At 39.1% G+C, this 17,198-nt stretch carries 19 protein-coding genes; 5 read left to right on the top strand and 14 right to left on the bottom strand.

Annotated features, from left to right (window positions below):
* Window positions 1-161 precede the first annotated feature (161 nt).
* On the top strand, window positions 162-932 hold the full coding sequence (locus ACFW35_RS08555) for a LysM peptidoglycan-binding domain-containing protein (RefSeq protein ID WP_379845059.1): 771 nt from the start codon (window positions 162-164) through the stop codon (window positions 930-932).
* A gap of 200 nt (window positions 933-1,132) precedes the next feature.
* Here the strand turns inward: ACFW35_RS08555 and ACFW35_RS08550 are convergent, their stop codons facing one another.
* The 5 genes from ACFW35_RS08550 to racA all read right to left on the bottom strand — a co-directional run bounded on the left by ACFW35_RS08550 (window position 1,133) and on the right by racA (window position 4,544).
* A complete protein-coding gene (locus ACFW35_RS08550; protein WP_379845058.1) occupies window positions 1,133-1,429 on the bottom strand; it encodes a YciI family protein in 297 nt (98 codons plus the stop codon).
* 92 nt (window positions 1,430-1,521) lie between these two features.
* Window positions 1,522-2,745 carry a DEAD/DEAH box helicase gene (locus ACFW35_RS08545; RefSeq protein WP_379847436.1) on the bottom strand — a complete coding sequence of 408 codons (1,224 nt, stop codon included), beginning with the start codon at window positions 2,743-2,745 and terminating at the stop codon, window positions 1,522-1,524.
* Window positions 2,746-2,750: 5 nt separating this feature from the next.
* Entirely contained in the window at window positions 2,751-3,290 is a 540-nt protein-coding gene (locus ACFW35_RS08540; RefSeq protein WP_379834414.1) for a hypothetical protein, read from the bottom strand.
* Window positions 3,291-3,604: 314 nt separating this feature from the next.
* Window positions 3,605-3,970, bottom strand: coding sequence for a DUF1798 family protein (locus tag ACFW35_RS08535; protein WP_379845056.1), 366 nt, complete (start codon window positions 3,968-3,970; stop codon window positions 3,605-3,607).
* Between the two features lie 64 nt (window positions 3,971-4,034).
* Window positions 4,035-4,544 (bottom strand): chromosome-anchoring protein RacA, encoded by a 510-nt coding sequence (gene racA / locus ACFW35_RS08530; RefSeq protein ID WP_379845055.1) that lies wholly within the window; start codon window positions 4,542-4,544, stop codon window positions 4,035-4,037.
* A 215-nt stretch (window positions 4,545-4,759) separates the two neighbouring features.
* Between racA and ACFW35_RS08525 the strand changes: the two genes are divergently transcribed.
* Window positions 4,760-4,894, top strand: coding sequence for a hypothetical protein (locus ACFW35_RS08525; RefSeq protein ID WP_379845053.1), 135 nt, complete (start codon window positions 4,760-4,762; stop codon window positions 4,892-4,894).
* Window positions 4,895-4,934: 40 nt separating this feature from the next.
* Here the strand turns inward: ACFW35_RS08525 and ACFW35_RS08520 are convergent, their stop codons facing one another.
* Window positions 4,935-5,891, bottom strand: coding sequence for a DUF2515 family protein (locus tag ACFW35_RS08520; protein ID WP_379845052.1), 957 nt, complete (start codon window positions 5,889-5,891; stop codon window positions 4,935-4,937).
* Between the two features lie 131 nt (window positions 5,892-6,022).
* Between ACFW35_RS08520 and ACFW35_RS08515 the strand changes: the two genes are divergently transcribed.
* The 3 genes from ACFW35_RS08515 to ACFW35_RS08505 all read left to right on the top strand — a co-directional run bounded on the left by ACFW35_RS08515 (window position 6,023) and on the right by ACFW35_RS08505 (window position 9,632).
* Complete coding sequence (locus tag ACFW35_RS08515) at window positions 6,023-6,268, top strand: glutaredoxin family protein (protein WP_379845050.1); 246 nt, start codon at window positions 6,023-6,025, stop codon at window positions 6,266-6,268.
* A gap of 72 nt (window positions 6,269-6,340) precedes the next feature.
* Entirely contained in the window at window positions 6,341-6,964 is a 624-nt protein-coding gene (gene recU / locus ACFW35_RS08510; RefSeq protein ID WP_379845049.1) for a Holliday junction resolvase RecU, read from the top strand.
* 76 nt (window positions 6,965-7,040) lie between these two features.
* The gene (locus ACFW35_RS08505; protein ID WP_379845047.1) at window positions 7,041-9,632 is read left to right on the top strand and encodes a PBP1A family penicillin-binding protein; all 2,592 of its coding nucleotides are present in this window, start codon (window positions 7,041-7,043) and stop codon (window positions 9,630-9,632) included.
* A gap of 41 nt (window positions 9,633-9,673) precedes the next feature.
* Here ACFW35_RS08505 and ACFW35_RS08500 read toward each other — a convergent pair whose 3' ends face one another.
* The 8 genes from ACFW35_RS08500 to ACFW35_RS08465 form a co-directional block, all read right to left on the bottom strand.
* On the bottom strand, window positions 9,674-10,936 hold the full coding sequence (locus ACFW35_RS08500) for a glycosyl hydrolase family 18 protein (RefSeq protein ID WP_379845046.1): 1,263 nt from the start codon (window positions 10,934-10,936) through the stop codon (window positions 9,674-9,676).
* Between the two features lie 55 nt (window positions 10,937-10,991).
* Complete coding sequence (locus tag ACFW35_RS08495; RefSeq protein WP_379845044.1) at window positions 10,992-11,348, bottom strand: YpoC family protein; 357 nt, start codon at window positions 11,346-11,348, stop codon at window positions 10,992-10,994.
* Window positions 11,349-11,558: 210 nt separating this feature from the next.
* Window positions 11,559-12,218: an endonuclease III gene (gene nth / locus ACFW35_RS08490; protein WP_379845043.1), complete on the bottom strand. Its 660-nt coding sequence runs from the start codon at window positions 12,216-12,218 to the stop codon at window positions 11,559-11,561.
* Window positions 12,219-12,281: 63 nt separating this feature from the next.
* Window positions 12,282-12,986, bottom strand: a complete 705-nt coding sequence (locus tag ACFW35_RS08485; RefSeq protein ID WP_379847434.1) for a DnaD domain-containing protein — start codon at window positions 12,984-12,986, stop codon at window positions 12,282-12,284.
* 323 nt (window positions 12,987-13,309) lie between these two features.
* The gene (gene asnS, locus ACFW35_RS08480) at window positions 13,310-14,602 is read right to left on the bottom strand and encodes an asparagine--tRNA ligase (protein ID WP_379845041.1); all 1,293 of its coding nucleotides are present in this window, start codon (window positions 14,600-14,602) and stop codon (window positions 13,310-13,312) included.
* 68 nt (window positions 14,603-14,670) lie between these two features.
* Window positions 14,671-15,861 carry a pyridoxal phosphate-dependent aminotransferase gene (locus ACFW35_RS08475; protein WP_379845039.1) on the bottom strand — a complete coding sequence of 397 codons (1,191 nt, stop codon included), beginning with the start codon at window positions 15,859-15,861 and terminating at the stop codon, window positions 14,671-14,673.
* 19 nt (window positions 15,862-15,880) lie between these two features.
* Window positions 15,881-16,366: a DUF5590 domain-containing protein gene (locus tag ACFW35_RS08470; protein ID WP_379845038.1), complete on the bottom strand. Its 486-nt coding sequence runs from the start codon at window positions 16,364-16,366 to the stop codon at window positions 15,881-15,883.
* Between the two features lie 12 nt (window positions 16,367-16,378).
* Complete coding sequence (locus ACFW35_RS08465; protein WP_077364085.1) at window positions 16,379-16,549, bottom strand: YpmA family protein; 171 nt, start codon at window positions 16,547-16,549, stop codon at window positions 16,379-16,381.
* Window positions 16,550-17,198: the final 649 nt, after the last annotated feature.

Below are 17,198 nucleotides of genomic sequence, written 5' to 3'. Positions count from 1 at the left end.
CAACAATTCGGCATGAAATTCCTTTAAAAAGAACTAAACTGCCACCATAGATACATTTATTTACAAAAATTCTCTGCCATTCCCAGTTGTTTGAGCGCTTACATTGTGTGAATATTTAATTAGTGGGATTCGTTGGAGGAACTAGGATTTCGGGGGATATAATGCGTTTAAAAATTGCTTCTTTAAGTATTTCAGCTTTTCTTTTGATGGGGTCTGCAACATATGCAGCCACACCATATACGGTTCAGCAGAACGATACTCTTTGGAGTATCTCTCAAGATAAAAATGTAAGTTTGAACAACATAATTAGAATGAACCTATTAAACAGTTCATCGATTTATGCTGGACAAACTCTTTATGTTCCATCGTCTTCAAAACAATATACAGTAAAAACTGGAGACACATTATATAAAATCGCTTCGGCGTCAAATGTTAGTCTATGGGCAATCCAACAGGCAAATCCGCAAGTACGACAAATCAACTGGGTTTACCCTGGACAAGTTTTAGATCTGCCAGCTTCTGCTGCACAAAAACCTGCCGCACCTGCTCCAGCTCAATCTTCTGTTGGTGCATACGCAACTCAAGTTTCACAATTGGTGAATCAAGAGCGGCAAAAGGCAGGCCTTGCCCCATTAACACTTGATGCTGAATTAAGCAATGTTGCTTTGGCAAAAGCAAAAGACATGATTGCTAAGAATTATTTCGACCACAATTCACCAACTTACGGGTCACCTTTTGACATGATGCGCAGCTTTGGTATCAATTACACTGCAGCAGGTGAAAACATTGCAAAAGGACAGACTTCACCACAAGCAGTTATGAACGATTGGATGAATAGCCCGGGTCATAGACAAAACATATTAAGCACAAATTATGATTCTATTGGAGTTGCTTATTATCAAGGAGCTTGGGTACAGCTTTTCAAAAAATAAAGATCTTCCAGACGATTTCCACGAAAAAAGCATGCAGCCAGAAGCTGCATGCTTTTTATATAAACCTTTTTCGTAAACTTTGATGCTATTAGAAGTGGTTGATTTCCACTCCAGGATGCTCGCTTTTCAATCAACTTGTCAACGAAGGGTCTCACACTAAATTGATTCAAAGCAAAGCAACAGTCTTTTAGAAAAGAACCTTATTTTTTCAGAAGCGATATACGAAACGGAAATAATTCTCCTGTCATTATCTCGTGTATAATAGCAGGATCGTTAAGCATGATGCTGTTCGCTTCTTCTTTATCAACATTATGCAAAATCACTAAACCGAAAGATGCATCTAGACATGGACCTGCCAGCACGAGCTTATCTTCTTGCAAAAGATTTTGAAGGTAGAAAAAATGAGCTTCTAAAGCATTTTTTTCTTCTTGTAACTGATTTTCCAAAAAATCTGATCGAATCGGTTTTATTTGATATAAAAATTCTTTGGTTTCCAAAATAATCTCCCCTTTATAGGGAAAATTCTCTTATTAAACCCGTAATTCCTTTTTTAAAATATCCACACAAACGAGTCAAAAACAAAAACTTTTTATCTGCTGTCTTTTGAATCTCTTTTCTTCTTAGCAGAAAAAAGCTTTTTATTCGCTGTTACCCCATTTTTCTGAGGTGACTGTTTCTTAACCGTATTTTTTTGAATATCTTCTATAACTACATTGCCTCTTTCCAAGAGCTGTTTTTGCAGGGGCACATTTATATTTGCAGTCCATTTCTTTACAGATGACAATTCAGCTTTTGTTACGAGTGAGACAACAATTCCTTCCTTCCCCATTCTGCCGGTTCTTCCTGAACGGTGAACATATTGTTTAACATCTTCGGGGAGTTCAAGATGTACTACATGTGTCACATCAGGTATATCCAGACCGCGTGTCGCAACATCCGTTGTTAAAAGTACTGGAATTTTCCCTCTTTTAAAATCATTTAATACTTTTTGTCTCTCTTGTTTTGTAGAGTTACCTGCTAGAACACCTAGTTTAATCTTTTTGTATTCAAGCTTTGAAGCGAATTCATCCATTTTCATAGAACTGTTTATAAAAACAATCGCTTTGATGCCAGGTGTATGGCGAATTAGCTTTCGAAGGTTATCCACCTTATCACGGTACTCAGATACCATGAACGTATGTGTCACCTGGTTTGATGTTTCTTGTTTTTCGACTTTGATTATTGATGGTTCGACTGCTAATTTATTAGACCAATCTTCTGTCTTTTTATTAATTGTTGCCGAAACAAATACGAGCTGGCGATCTTTTAAGGTGGCAGCTATTACTTGTTCGACATCTCCGTTAAAACCAGCTTCAATAATATGATCCGCTTCATCAATGACAATCGTTTTAACTTCATGCACCTTCAATTTTTTGTTTTGTATTAATTCTTTAACTCGTCCTGGTGTCCCAACGATATATTGAGGTTTTTTCTTCAATTTATCAAGCTGTCTCTGCATATTTGCTCCTCCAATTAGAGAAGCACCGCTGAGCCCGCTGTTTTCGGTGAACTTTTGGCAAACTTCATAAATCTGCATGGCAAGCTCTCTAGTTGGTGCAAGAAATACTACTTGTGCATTTTTTGTTTCTGGATCTAGCTTCGCAAGTGCAGGCAAAACATATGCAAGAGTTTTGCCTGTTCCAGTCGGCGACTCAATAACGATGTCTTTATTCTCAAATAAATTAGGAATAGCGCGCTCCTGAATGTCAGTTAGTGACGTAAATCCGCTTTTATTCCAAGCGTTTTGGATAAATTCCGGAAAACTATGTATCAGTTGTGTCATTTTTTATACCCCTTAAAATATTCATTCATTTCTTTCATTGATGCGATAACCTGTTCAAGTACTAGTGAAAAACGTTCAGGTTCTTCTTCAGAAAAAGGCTTTTGTAAATGGATGGAAATCTTGTTGCTGAAAACGTTTCTTGATTCTCCATATATATAGGTAAGTTTTTGCTGAATGTCTCCTTTTAAATCACCTTCTGACCATTTTTTCAAAATGGATTGAAGCTGTTTACAATCTGTTTCAATTTCATAAACAGGCGTTTCTATAAATATGGAAACCTTGCTGCCAGCCCCTTCAGGATTGTCTTTTAGTTTTTCAGTTGCGTAATTTTCAAGATTTGTATTTAAAGTAAGATTTCCTTTAAAAGACTGACTGATTCCTGAAACAATAAAATCAATTGAATAGCTTCTGCCGATAACGGCAAGATCCACTAAATCTCTTCGATCTACAATTTCTATCGCGCCAGCAAAATCCAAATCATATACGGCACCTTCAAGCACAACCTTTAGATTATCATAAACCGATGGATGATACATCTTGCTCGCTCCTTTATTTAAAAATAATACTGTTTTCGTAAGCATTGTTGCTCTCTGATAGCTTCAGGTTGCTCGCTTTCCATGGGGCGTGCGGTGAGCCTCCTGCCGCTATGCGCCATTAGGATTCTCCACCTGACCGCTTCAAGGAAGTATCCTTGCTCCTGCGCCTACAAGTATATGCTACTGAAGCGAGCTTTCTCGTCGCATGCCTGGCGAGATGCTTCTCATGTGGTAGGCACGCACCTTACGCTTCAATCACCTTGCATAGGAAGAAAAAAATAAACATCCGATTTAAACATACGGTACGTGAAATTTTATTCTTCTTTTGAACTCAATTGTTCTTTCATCTGGTTTAAAACATACAAAACCGATTTCACCATTTCAGTGATGCGCTTATCTTTCATATTTTTTTGAAAGACATAAACACCCAGGTAACCGATGTTTTCAGCCGCGGTTTTGATCTGAATTGGATATAAGTATTTAGGTTTATTTGTGATTACCCATTCACGTGCCAGGGGCTCCCACTCTTGTACCCTAAAATGTATGCGGTCTGCAAACGGCTTAACTTCAGTATAAAAATCCGCTTCCGTCTCTCTTGCCTTTGTTTCTGTTTTATAAATATGAAACGCTTCATTAATATCAGCGATTAATTCTGTCGTTTTTTTGTACAAATTGCTCATAAAAAAGTCCCTCCATTCTTTATATCGTACCAAAGAATGAAGAGACTTACACTTTTCATTTTATTTATAGTGTAAACAAACTCACAAACCAGTTCTTTTTTGGCTTTTCCTTTACATAAAGCTTTTCTTCTGGATAATTGTTTTTTAATAAGGCTACCTCAAGATCCTGAAGACGCGCCTCCATGTTTTCCATTTTCTTTATAAGTTCTTCGAGCTCTGATGCATGCTGCAGCATTTGATACGAAACAACAGCATCAGCTTTCTCTTCAACCTTTTTTTCTAATGATTTAATGGCTGCATTAAGCCGGTCAAACTTCTCTTCAAACTGGGTTGGCAGTTCTACGGATTTCTCTGATGTTTGAAATGACTGGATTTGAATATCACTCATCAATAATCCATTGTCGAGCTGAGCTTTTATTTCCCTTAACTGCTCGATGTCTTCTTGCTTAAACAAATAATGTCCATGTTCGTTCTTATCACATTGAATGTTAAAGTGTCTTACCCAGCGCTGAACCGTTGTCGGATTCACCCCGAGTTCCTCAGAGACAGTTTTGGTTTTCAACACCATTTCCATTATGAATCCCTCCCCGTTTTCTTGTAGTAATTAATTTCGTGCTTTATCCTCTTATCCCCTTCACACGTGACAAAACTAGTTTTTATTCGGCAAAGAAAGTGCAAATTTCCTTTTTCAACTTAAATTCGACAGCTAATTGTTGATTGTTTGTATATTCAGTCGCATCAACCGTAAAACTAATATGAGTTCACGTTTATAAAAGGAGGTGCAATAAAATGAACGAAGAAAGCAAACAGCAAAGGAAGCAGGATCAATATTCACAACAGCAAGGAACTGAAAAAACAGAACAAAAGCAAAACACGGGTTATGGTGATAAGAAACTGAATGGTCCCGATATTCCAAGCACGTAACCAATGAAAAGACGGCATCTCCTCTGCCGTCTTTTTGTATTTAAAGATTTTGTATCCATTCTTTTAATAGGATGCCTATTTTAATCTGTCTCTGTTTTTGTTTATACCAATCTGTAAGACATGGTTTTTGAATTCTTTTTACGGGATGATAAAATACCTCCGTATTCATTCCCTTCCTATACCAGTCTTTCATAGGCTTTCTATGATGGTGGACAATCGGATAGACCATCCTAAGAAACGGTGTCTCCCTTATTTTTTTCGGATAGACATACTTTTCAAAATCATGCCGCGAACCAGTATGAGTAACTGCATCAGAAAAACGAATAATCTCTTCACTCCATCTGGACTCAAACAAAATGGTGTAAAGTATCTTTCCCGTTTCTATTCTGTTTTTTACAGTTTTAAATCCATGAACTGAAATTCCGTAGACATCGCCTGAAAGGACAGGAAAGAGCACTGTGCTGAAATGCATGTAATCCTGTAAAAGAAATGGAATCCCCGAAAAAATCCTCTTTTTATAAAAAGAATGCCTAATCACTGGCTTTTCGATCACATGCTGTTCATTGATGATCAGTGATGTACATATTCTCTTTAAATCTCTTTCAATCCAAAAGCGGTGCCATTCTTCTTTCATGAATGCTGAAACATAAAAGTTATCAAGCAGATCAAATAATGGAGCCCCTTTCACTTTGGAGTATTCATATAGCAGCAGCTGAGGATAAGCATCCTGGAAAATCAGCCAGTTTCCACGTTCATATGTAAGAAACAAATGTTTTCTTGTGTCTTCAGACAAAAATCTTGGAAGCCATTCTCCCTTTAAATCACACATGCTGTATCCAGCGTTGCGTGAAACAAGACTTGCGAGCATTGCCCATCTTATCTCAGGGTTTCTTTTAAAAAAAGCGGCATAGCTTACGGTACGTGAAATATTATCACGATTTTGTGAAATCGTCTTATCCAAGATTGTTATTGTAATATCCTGATATCGCTCTTCCACGCTGTGCCTCCTAAGTTTCGTCCTATTCTTTTATCGTTCGCTTCAGCACTATAAAATATTTGTATCGTGTAAGAAAAAGGAGTAAACTAATCTTTATGAAAGATGCAAAATGGAAAAAGGAGGCATAAAAATTGGAGAAAAAAGTAATCATCTACACACAGGAAACGTGCCCTCCATGCTTCGCAGAAAAAGAGTGGCTGAAATCAAATAATATTGAATTTGAAGAACGCGACATACGAAAAAACCAAAGCTATATGAAAGAAATCATGGATCTGGGTGCTTCGGCAACTCCTGTTACTGTGATCGATACCGAAGAGGGCAAACAGGTTGTAATGGGTTTTAAAGAAGATGAACTTTCTTTACTATTAGAAAAGTAAACTAAAGCGGGCTATGTGTATCTATTTTCGTAATAATGCGCATAGCCATCTTTAATTAAAAGGAGATGAATCATGGGAACCTTTCATTATCCAAATGGTAAGAAAGTGACTTCTGTAATCAAAACACGATCGTCTTCCCCATCTTCTGTTAAAAAAGAAGTGTCATACAGCAACAGAGGGATGTCACTCGAAGATGATATCAATCAAAGCAATCAATTCTATCTCTTGACGAATAAAGCGGTCATTCACAAAAAACCGACTCCTGTACAAATCGTGAATGTTGAGTACCCGAAACGATCTGCAGCTGTCATTCGTGAAGCATACTTTAAACTCGCCTCTACAACCGACTATAACGGTGTATATAAAGGAAGATATATTGACTTTGAAGCGAAAGAAACAAAGAACAAGACGAGTTTTCCGCTTAAGAATTTTCATGAGCATCAGATTACACATATGCAGCAGATTCTAGATCATGGCGGGATATCTTTTATCATTCTTCGATTCTCTGCTACGGATGAAAGCTATCTGCTGGACAGCTCTTACCTAGTTCACTATTGGAAGGAACAAAGCATGGGGAGAAAATCTATTCCAAAGGGTGAAATAGAAGAAAAAGGACATTCTATTACTAACGGGTATCAACCTAGGCTGAATTATTTAGAAACAGTAGATCGTGTCTATTTCTCTCCTTCCCTTTGATTGTTCATAAACTCAGAATTGGCCACGAATATTGATAATGTTAGTTTTTTTACGAAGTTGAAAGGTTGGTAAAACTATGTCAAAAGATTACCGAAGCCGGGTAGAAAGAAGACAATCGTCGTCTAATAATGGCTCCACACCGGCAAAGAAAACAAAAAAGCCAAGACGCAATTGGAAGAAGACTCTCCTATTGCTTGCAGTTATTTTAGGATTATTAGGACTTTTAACCGTAGGTGTAATCGCAGCTACTTCTCCAAAGCTGGATCCGAAGAAACTAGAAACACCTGTATCTTCTAAAATCATGGATATGAATGATAAAGAAGTTTCTCTTGTTTCTGGACAAGAAAAGCGGATCAGAGTAAAGATAAATGAAATTCCTGAACCTGTACAAAATGCGTTTATCGCGACGGAAGACGTACGTTTCCGCCAACATAGCGGTGTTGATGTAAGACGTTTATTCGGGGCTGCTTTTGCAAACGTAACAGAAGGATTTGGTGCTGAAGGTGCTAGTACGATATCTCAGCAGGTTATAAAGAACACGATACTTACGAATGAAAAATCCCTGACGAGAAAGATCCGTGAAGCATATCTTTCTGTTCAGCTAGAACAGAAGTATTCTAAGGATCAGATTCTAGAAATGTATTTGAATAAGATTTATTTTGGCAATGGCGCATGGGGTGTAGCAACGGCAGCAAAAACTTATTTCAATAAAGATGTTAGTGAATTAGAAGTACACGAGGCTGCTTTATTGGCTGGGTTACCAAAAGCTCCAAGCTATTATGATCCGACTCGAAATCCAAAAGAAGCTGAACATCGACGCAATGTTGTCTTAAACTTGATGGCACAGCATAAATTCATTTCTAAAGAAGAAGCAGAAAAGGCAAAGAGTGTTTCTGTAAAAGATACGATTAACCCTGGTAAACTTAATACAGAAACACGCCCTTATGATGCATATATTAAACAAGTAATGGATGATCTAAAAGATATTGAAGGTCTTGAAGAAGCTGACATTTTCTCTTCCGGACTGAAGATTTACACGAATCTTGATACTAAAGCTCAGCAAGTTACAGAAGATGTATTAAAAGCTAAATTAGAACCCGAGCATGAGTTATTACAATCTGGTGTTGCAATCGTTGATACGAAAACGGGTGCAATACGTGCAGTCGGCAGCGGCCGCGGAAACGAATTGAGCAACCAATTCTCAACTCGAATCACTCGCCAGCCAGGGTCAACAATCAAACCAATCCTTGACTATGGTCCGGCTATTGAAAACAAAAAATGGAGCACTGCTCATATGTTAAACGACGAACCAGTCAAGATCGGTGATGTAACGATCAACAACTTCAACAAGAAAAATGTTGGAGATATCACGATGCGCCAGGCTCTCGTTGAATCAAAAAATACTACGGCTGTTAAGACATTCCAAGAAGTCGGTCCAGAAGAAGCAACTGACTTTGCTAATAAGCTTGGATTTGACTTAAATCCAGACACAACTTACCCGTCTTATGCGATCGGCGGATTTGAACAAGGAGTATCACCGCTTACAATGGCAGGTGCTTATCAATCATTCGGAAACGGCGGTGTTTACACAAAACCGACAACGATCCGTAAAATTGAATTCCCAGACGGAAGAGTAATTGAAGTCGACCCAGAACCGAAGGCGGCTATGAAAGATTATACAGCTTACATGATCACAGATATGCTCAAAGATGTTATGAAACGTGGTACAGGTGAGTCTGCTAATATCAGCGGTCTGCACTTAGCAGGAAAAACAGGGACGACAAACTACCCTAAAGACCTTCGGGATAAATACGGCATGCCAAGTAATGCTACAAAAGATGCGTGGATGGCCGGATACACGACAACTTATACGGCAGCAGTATGGACAGGATATGATTCCTACCAAGATGATAACGGTGATGCATTATACCTCGACAATACGAAAGACGATTATTCTAAACAGATCTTTAAGGATATCATGAGTCAGCTTAAGCATAAGAACTCTGACTTTAAGAAACCGAAATCTGTGACTGAAGTTCCGATGGAAAAAGGAACTGGAAAACGTGCAAGTGAGTTTACGCCAGATTCCGAAAAAATCATTGAATTGTTCGTCAAAGGATCTAAGCTGCCAGATGTAAGTGATAAGTTTGAAAAACCTGCTGGCATCGAAGGACTTGAAGCGAAGTTCGATGAAAAGAAAAATGAGATTGAAGTAAAATGGAAGTACGAGAAAAAAGAAGGTGTTACCTTTAAGGTCCTTGCAAGCTATAATGATGGACCGATGCAGGAACGAGCAACGATCAACGATACGAAATTTGTTGTTCCATCCCCTGCTCCTGGTAAATACACATTCCAAGTAATAGCAGTCGACAGTGAAAACAACACTGAAAGCGAACCTGCTGAAACATCAATCACGATCGAAGCACCGGAAGGAGAACAACCACCGCAGCCGCCTGGTGAAGGCGAGCCGGGTACTCCTCCTGGCCAAGGTGAACCTGGTACCCCTCCAGGTCAAGGTGAACCGGGAACACCGCCTCCTTCTGGCGGAGAACCTGGAACTGAACCACCTCCTGGTCAAGAACCTGGAACTCCTCCACCTGGTCAAGGCGGAGGAAACGAAGAAGAGGAAGGCGACGGGGGCTTACAGTTCCCTCCTTTCAACCAATAACAAACAAAAATCCGCCAGCTTAAATCAGCTGGCGGATTTTTTTATTTAATATTGTAACGGTCAACTAAGTAGTTCCAAAACACAGGATAACCAAATGATAAATTCCAAAAGCTTACACCAGCGAATCCATATTGATCGACAATATCAAATTTCGCTTTCATGCTTCGTAAATCTTCAAACCAAACAATATGTTCTTTTTTAACTTTATCCCAATATCTGAAATATGGGGCTTCATCTTTTCTGTTGTACTTAATGGCTGCCTGTCTTTTCCCTGCAAGCTGTGTTGCCTGAACTGGGTTCAATGCTTTAGCAAATTCTCCGCCAGGTTTATAAGGAAGCGTCCAGTCATACCCGTATAGATTTATGCCCATTAGTATTTTCTTAGGATCTATTTCGCTAACAGCATAATCTAACACTTTTTTAACTGAAGAGATTGGACTGACGGCCATCGGCGGTCCCCCGCTATAACCCCATTCATATGTCATCAAAATGACGTAATCCACGATCTCTCCATGAGCTTTATAATCATGTGACTCGTACCATTCACCAATCTGCGTTGCACTGATCTTCGGTGCTACAGCAGTCATCACGATATATTTCTGCTGGTGCATCTTTTCAGTAAGTGTGCTTAAAAACTGATTATAGGCTTCTTTATTTTTCTTTCCTAAAAACTCAAAATCAACAGATATTCCTTGGTATCCTTTTTGCTTCATCATGGCTAAAGAATTATCAATTACTTTGTTCGTGATTTCTTTGTTTGTTAATATCGCGGTACCAACCTCTTCACTGAACTCCCCGTCTTTAATATTTGTAATAGACATGAGTGGTTTTACGTTTTTATTTTTTGCGTCTCTTAAAAATTCGGTATCATCCAGCGGCTTTAATTCGCCCTTTTCATTTACCTCATAGCTGAACATTGTAATATACGTTAAACCTTTCGCTGCTGCAGCAAAATTTTCTTTTGCTTTTGGAACGGGTTCAGCAAATGCATTTGTCGTAATATCTCTTTTTGTTCGTTCTGGGACATTCAACTGCTTTCCAGCCACTAAATTCGCATCTGTAACACCTGGATTCGCCTGATGAAGCTGTGTAACAGAAACGCCAATCATATCTCCGATCTCTTTCAGAGTATCTCCTGGCTGAACTGTATAAGTAAAAGGTGTAGGGATAAATAGTGTCTGGCCAACAGAAAGTTTGTCTTTAGATGTCAGCCTGTTTACCGCAGCGAGCTCTTGCCATGGGAGTCTATAATACTGTGAAAGCTTCCATAAGGAATCGCCTTTTTTCACCACATGAATCTGCATGATACCCCTCCTTGAAACATCTCATGCTTTCATCATATGTCCAAGTGCCTTGTACTTATGTTTTCCGCTTTAAAAGTATGACACTTTTCTTTTCCCATTCTGAAAATAATTCACTTAATTGAATAAAAGATTGATAATGATCCGGCTGTTCTTTAATAAATGAAAGGCGCTCTATTGCATTAACTGGTAGTCGATCCAATTCCTTAACGCTCTCTTTCCATATTATTAAGGCCTGTTCATCGACCATTTTTCTGTTACCGCAGAATAACACCTTCAAAAACTGATGAAAAAAATAAATCATAGGTTCTTTAGCTTTATTTCGATCACGGTTTTTAAAACAATCCGCTATAAATGGACTCTTTTCTTTCCATTCTTTAAAAATCTCTGTTAATTGCTCTGTATATTGTTCCAAAATGAACTCTCTCCTTTTGTCAAAAGGCTATATCAAATAAAAATCAGTCATGATCACATAAAAACATACTCTCATCACATAAAAAATGCAGACCATCATATAAAAATAGTCTTCCATCACATAATTTAACAAATATTACCATAAAATAAATGAAACGAATTTAAAAAACTGACTCTAGAGATTGAGTCAGCCTATGATTATTCTTAGAAGTCATTTCTTCTTCTCTTTTTGATTCATCCGCTTTTTGCCTTCACGGCATATGGACAGCAGCGGGCACTCAGGACAGTTAGGATTTTGCGCCTTGCAATGATACCTTCCAAAGAAAATCAGACGGTGGTGTGTAGCTCCCCATAGGTCTTTAGGAATCTTTTTCATCAATGTTTCTTCGACTTGCAAGACAGAATCCTTCCATCTGCAGATTCCAAGTCTTTTAGAGACGCGTTCAACATGTGTATCTACTGCAATCGCTGGTACATCATAAGCAACGGAAACCACTACGTTCGCTGTTTTTCTTCCGACACCTGGAAGCTTTGTCAGCTCATCACGGTCTTTTGGAATCTCTCCTCCGTATTCGGTAAGCACGAGCTCACTTAATTTTTGAATGTTCTTCGCCTTGTTGCGATAGAGTCCGATTGATCTAATGTCATCTTGAAGTTCTTCAATAGAAACATCTAAGTAATCTTGAGGCTTTTTATATTTTTCAAAAAGTTTTGGAGTTACTTTATTCACAAGTGCATCAGTACATTGTGCAGATAACAGGACTGCTATCGTCAACTCGAACGGATTTGAGTGATGCAGCTCACAATGAGCATCTGGAAACATATCCTCGATCTGTTCCAGGCAAAATTGAATCTGAGCTTTGTTTAACACGATTACATTCCTCCTGTAATGAAAAAGAAGACCCAGTTTTATCAGGGTCTGTTTGTTTTGCAGTTATGATTCAAGCCAATTATAAACGGGTCTTTTTAATTCACTTTCTATTCTTGGTTTATCGGATTGGCCAGATTTTTGAAGCTGTCTAACACGGAATTTCTCTCCATACTGCTTTGCAGCTTCAGGAGTCTTTATTCCGTTCTTCTTCCACTCGAAAAGAATGCGATCGATATATCTGAAGTTGAGCTTGCCAGACAAAACCGATTCTTTTAATGCGGTTAAAATGAGTTCTGGAGATTGCTGGTCTTCATCCATCCAAATTTTTAATGTTTCAAGCTCCATTGGTGAAAGCGGCCGCCCGAATTCTTTTTCGAATAAAACAAATACATTCTGTTCAAGCTGTTCTTTATTTGTCTCTTTCTGTATTTGTTCCTCTTCTTTTAAACTATCCATCAGCCTGTTCCATAACGGCTGCAAGGTATACGCTTCAAAATAAACGCCTTTTTCTTTATCTTCGTACTGATCCATACCCAGGAGCCCTCTCCCTACCAATGAACGAAGCATCGAAGACATCTCATGGGATGAAGCTGTCATCCGTTCAGCCAGTTCTATTGGAGTCGGAAAATAGTTTCCGGATTCAATAAAGACATGCAGCTGTATGAACAGCATACATTCAGTGTCTGAAAGTCCGATCTTTTTATAAGATTTTAAAAGCATATTTGGTATGCTGACTGATCCTTCTGACATCCATTTTTCAAATAACATTCCGTTCACTTGCAACACCTCTTGTACCATTATAGCATAAGAACTTGCTCTATCTTTTTATAAGGTTGTTTTCGCATACATTGTTGCTCTTGGATGTAATTGATTTCCGCTCCATGTTGCTCGCTTTCCACGGGGCGTGCGGTGAGCCTCCTGCCGCTACGCGCCATTAGGAGTCTCCACCTGACCGCTCTTCCCGTCGGAGTCTCGCATCTTGCGCTTCAATCAAATTGCAATGAAGAAAAGAGCCAATTGCAACAATCTTTTAGAGATGAGCCTTTCCAAGAAAAAAAACCTCCCTGCAACAGGGAGATTTTTCATATATATTAAGGATATAAACGGTTTAACAAACGAGGGAACGGGATCGTTTCACGAACGTGTTCCGCACCTGAAATCCATGCAACTGTACGTTCTAAGCCAAGACCAAATCCTGAATGAGGTACGCTTCCGTATTTTCTTAGCTCCAGATACCACTTATAAGCATCGTCTGTAAGCCCATGTTCTTCATAACGCTGCTCCATTAAAGCAAGATCGTCAATACGCTGGCTTCCTCCGATAATCTCTCCATACCCTTCAGGAGCGATCAAGTCTGCACATAGTACAACATCATCACGGTTTGGATCCGGCTTCATATAGAACGCCTTAATATCTTTAGGGTAGTTTGTAATGAATACAGGCTTATCAAAACTTTCAGCAATCGCTGTTTCATGAGGAGCACCAAAGTCGTCACCCCAATCGATATCATCAAACCCTTTTTCTTTTAACATCTTAATCGCATCATCGTAAGAAACACGAGGGAAAGGAGCTTTAACGTTCTCTAATTTGGAAACATCACGACCAAGTGTTTTCAGCTCGTTTTCACAGCGCTTGATCACAGATTGAACGATATGTGAAATGAACTGCTCCTGAATTTCAAGAGATTCTTCGTGTTCAACAAATGCCATCTCAGGCTCGATCATCCAGAACTCAATCAAGTGACGGCGTGTCTTAGATTTCTCAGCACGAAAAGTCGGTCCGAAAGAATATACTTTCCCCATTGCCATCGCTGCAGCTTCCATATAAAGCTGTCCGCTTTGAGAAAGATAAGCATCTTCTTCAAAGTATTTTGTATGGAACAATGATGTTGTTCCTTCAGCAGAGCTTCCTGTAAGAATTGGAGGGTCTACTTTTACAAAATCATTGTTATAGAAGAACTCGTTTACAGCATGTATAATTTCGTTTCTGATTTTTAAAATGCTGTGCTGGCGCTTTGAACGAATCCACAGATGACGGTGATCCATCAAAAATTCTGTTCCATGCTCTTTCGGTGTGATCGGGTAATCTACCGCTTGATGAAGTACTTCTACATCAGTGACTTCAAGTTCCACACCAAGTGATGAACGCTCGTCCTCTTTTACAGTACCTGTTACGTAAAGACTGGATTCTTGAGTCAATCCTTTTGCTTTTGCAAAAATTTCTTCACCAACTTCGCTTTTTACAACGACACCTTGAACAAATCCTGTTCCATCACGCAGCTGCAAGAAAGCAATTTTACCAGAAGAACGTTTATTAGAGAGCCATGCACCAATCGTTACAGACTCACCAACATGTTCGCGTAGCTTTTGAATAGTAGTTTTCACCAAATGTACCTCCACTGTTTCTAAAATCTGTCTCTATCAAAAAATTATGAATGACCGCTCACTAAAAATCAATCTTTCTTTGAATGGCGGACGATAAAACGTTCAATTCGGTCAAGTGCTTCCATGATGGTATCCAATGAAGTAGCGTATGAAAGCCGAACATTATCAGGAGCACCAAAGCCTGATCCTGGAACAAGCGCAACTTTCTCTTCCTCTAAGATCGCTTCAACCCATTCGTCTACTGTTGAGAAACCTGTATTTTTAACAGCCTCTTTTGCATTCGGGAACAGATAGAAAGCACCATTTGGTTTAACACAACTGATGCCAGGCAATGTAATCAGACGCTCATAAACTTTGTTCATACGTTCTTCAAAAGCTTGACGCATCTCTTCAACCGGCTCTTGTGTGCCATTATAAGCAGCTAAAGCACCATGCTGAGAAATCGTTGTTGGATTTGATGTACTGTGGCTATCCAAATTTGTCATAGCCTTAATGATCTTAGCGTTTCCGGCTGCAAACCCGATTCTCCATCCTGTCATCGCATGTGACTTTGAAAGTCCATTAATGATGATCGTCTGCTCTTTCAGCTCTGGTGAAAGTTCAGCAATAGATGTGTGCTTTGCCCCGCCATAGATCAATTTTTCATAGATTTCATCGGAAACGATCAGTACGTCTTCTTGAAGGCAGACTTCACCGATCGCTTTCAGCTCGTCAGCTGTGTAAAGGGAGCCAGTCGGATTGCTCGGAGAATTTAAAACAAGCGCTTTTGTCTGTTTTGTGATTGATGTTTTCAAATCTTCTGCTGTAATCTTAAATTGATTTTCTTCTTTTCCTTCTACGTAAACTGGAACTCCCCCTGCAAGTTTAACTTGTTCAGGGTAGCTTACCCAGTAAGGAATAGGGATGATCACTTCGTCTCCTTCATCTATTATTGCCTGGAACAAGGAATAAAGTGAATGTTTAGCTCCTGTACTCACGATGATTTCAGAAGTTTCATAAGTTAGCCCTTGATCTTCCTTTAATTTGTTTGTGATCGCTTTTTTAAGCGAAAGAAGACCGCCAGAAGCTGTATACTTTGTATGTCCTTCTTTCATAGACTGATAAGCAGCTTCAATAATATGTATTGGAGTATTAAAATCCGGCTCTCCTGCACCAAGACCGATTACATTGTGCCCTTCTGCTTTAAGTGCGTTTGCCTTTGCTGTAATTGCCAATGTTGTTGAAGGTGTCAATGCCTCCACGCGTTTTGCAAGATTCATTTAAATATCCCTCCGCTGATTATTGTTCTGATTCTTTTAAACGGTAGATTTCATACCGCTTCCCTGTTTCAAAGTATCCATAATAATACGTGTAGCGATTTTGATCATCGATGTAGACAACTTCCCATAATGGGATCTCATCTTCCATGCCTAAACGGCTGTCAATAATTTCCACGGCGTTATGGTTCTTTTTCACATAATCAATCATCTGTTTTTCTGATAAGCCTTTTTTAGCAATTTCGGAAAAAATCTCTTTATCTTTTCCTACCCAAACGATCATGTCAATCCCATGCTCGTTCTTGCCTTCTACTACATAATAGGTTTCATTCTTGAAAAAGTGCTCTACATTTGTAACAGATGTGAGATTTTTTTCTTTTTTTGCAAGTTCAACAGCTTCAGCTTCTTTTTTCTGCGGTTTTGCGTGCACTCCGCTATAAAGATAGTACGCCTGCCAGCTTGCTATTATCAAAATACCAACAATTATAAGTATCCACTTTTTTCCCATATTTCAGCCTCTCTATGTGCGATAGATCGTAAATATCATCTTCTCTTTATTCTCGTCATCTAACGCAAGCCCAAACATTAAATCCTGATGCTTTAATGTTTTGTTCAATTCAGAAACAACTTTATACAAATCACTAGACTTGTCTACCTTAACTGTAGAAAGAACCTCGATTTTACTTTCCATTGTTCTTCCTCCTATACTTTGAAACTTATCCCTGTTTACTATATCAGAAATTCATTTAAAGTGGTACTTTAGAATGCCTAAAAACAGGGGATTATTCAACGTTAATAAAACATTTTACGGTACTTAATCTTTTATTTAAGCTCTTTTCTAAAGGCTATTTCGCATACATTGTTGCTTTTGAAAGCAGTTGATTTCCGCTCCAGGCTGCCCGCTTTCCACGGGGCGTGCGGTGAGCCTCCTGCTGCTTTGCGCCATTAGGAGTCTCCACCTGACCGCTTCATGGAAGTATCCTTGCTCCTGCGTCTACAAGTATTTGCTACCGATGTGAGTTTCCTCGTCGCATGCCTAGCGAGAAGCTTCTCAGGTGGCAGGCACGCTCCAATCAACTTGCAATGATGAGAATTGAAAAAGCCGAAAGCAACTAATCTTTAGAAAATGGCATTTCTAAAAATTTCCAAAGAGAGATTTTAAAAAATTCTTCATTGAATAGTTAATTGGAGCGGAAGGGCGGGACTCCTCGAAAATGAAAATCATATTTTCTTCGTGCGATATATGCTGCCGGAGCCTTCCTTGTCCTGCAGGATGAGTGGGACAGGTGAAACCATTAAATGTCGCAAGGCGACGAATGGGCTCACCGCACACCCTGCGG

Source organism: Fictibacillus sp. NPDC058756 (assembly GCF_042746035.1).
GTDB lineage: Bacteria > Bacillota > Bacilli > Bacillales > Fictibacillaceae > Fictibacillus.
The sequence above is the reverse complement of the archived record's forward strand: the minus strand, read 5'-3'. Positions and strand labels throughout refer to the sequence as shown.

Coding starts and splice junctions, on each gene's coding strand:
- ACFW35_RS08540 (WP_379834414.1), bottom strand. CDS start 3,290: ATGTATCATCCATCGGTTTATGATAATCTAAAGGTTGTGCTTGAAGGT.
- ACFW35_RS08465 (WP_077364085.1), bottom strand. CDS start 16,549: ATGGAAAGTAAAATCGAGGTTCTTTCTACAGTTAAGGTAGACAAGTCT.
- ACFW35_RS08535 (WP_379845056.1), bottom strand. CDS start 3,970: ATGAGCAATTTGTACAAAAAAACGACAGAATTAATCGCTGATATTAAT.
- racA (WP_379845055.1), bottom strand. CDS start 4,544: ATGGAAATGGTGTTGAAAACCAAAACTGTCTCTGAGGAACTCGGGGTG.
- ACFW35_RS08475 (WP_379845039.1), bottom strand. CDS start 15,861: ATGAATCTTGCAAAACGCGTGGAGGCATTGACACCTTCAACAACATTG.
- ACFW35_RS08485 (WP_379847434.1), bottom strand. CDS start 12,986: ATGTTATTTGAAAAATGGATGTCAGAAGGATCAGTCAGCATACCAAAT.
- recU (WP_379845049.1), top strand. CDS start 6,341: ATGGGAACCTTTCATTATCCAAATGGTAAGAAAGTGACTTCTGTAATC.
- ACFW35_RS08525 (WP_379845053.1), top strand. CDS start 4,760: ATGAACGAAGAAAGCAAACAGCAAAGGAAGCAGGATCAATATTCACAA.
- ACFW35_RS08505 (WP_379845047.1), top strand. CDS start 7,041: ATGTCAAAAGATTACCGAAGCCGGGTAGAAAGAAGACAATCGTCGTCT.
- ACFW35_RS08470 (WP_379845038.1), bottom strand. CDS start 16,366: ATGGGAAAAAAGTGGATACTTATAATTGTTGGTATTTTGATAATAGCA.
- ACFW35_RS08555 (WP_379845059.1), top strand. CDS start 162: ATGCGTTTAAAAATTGCTTCTTTAAGTATTTCAGCTTTTCTTTTGATG.
- ACFW35_RS08500 (WP_379845046.1), bottom strand. CDS start 10,936: ATGCAGATTCATGTGGTGAAAAAAGGCGATTCCTTATGGAAGCTTTCA.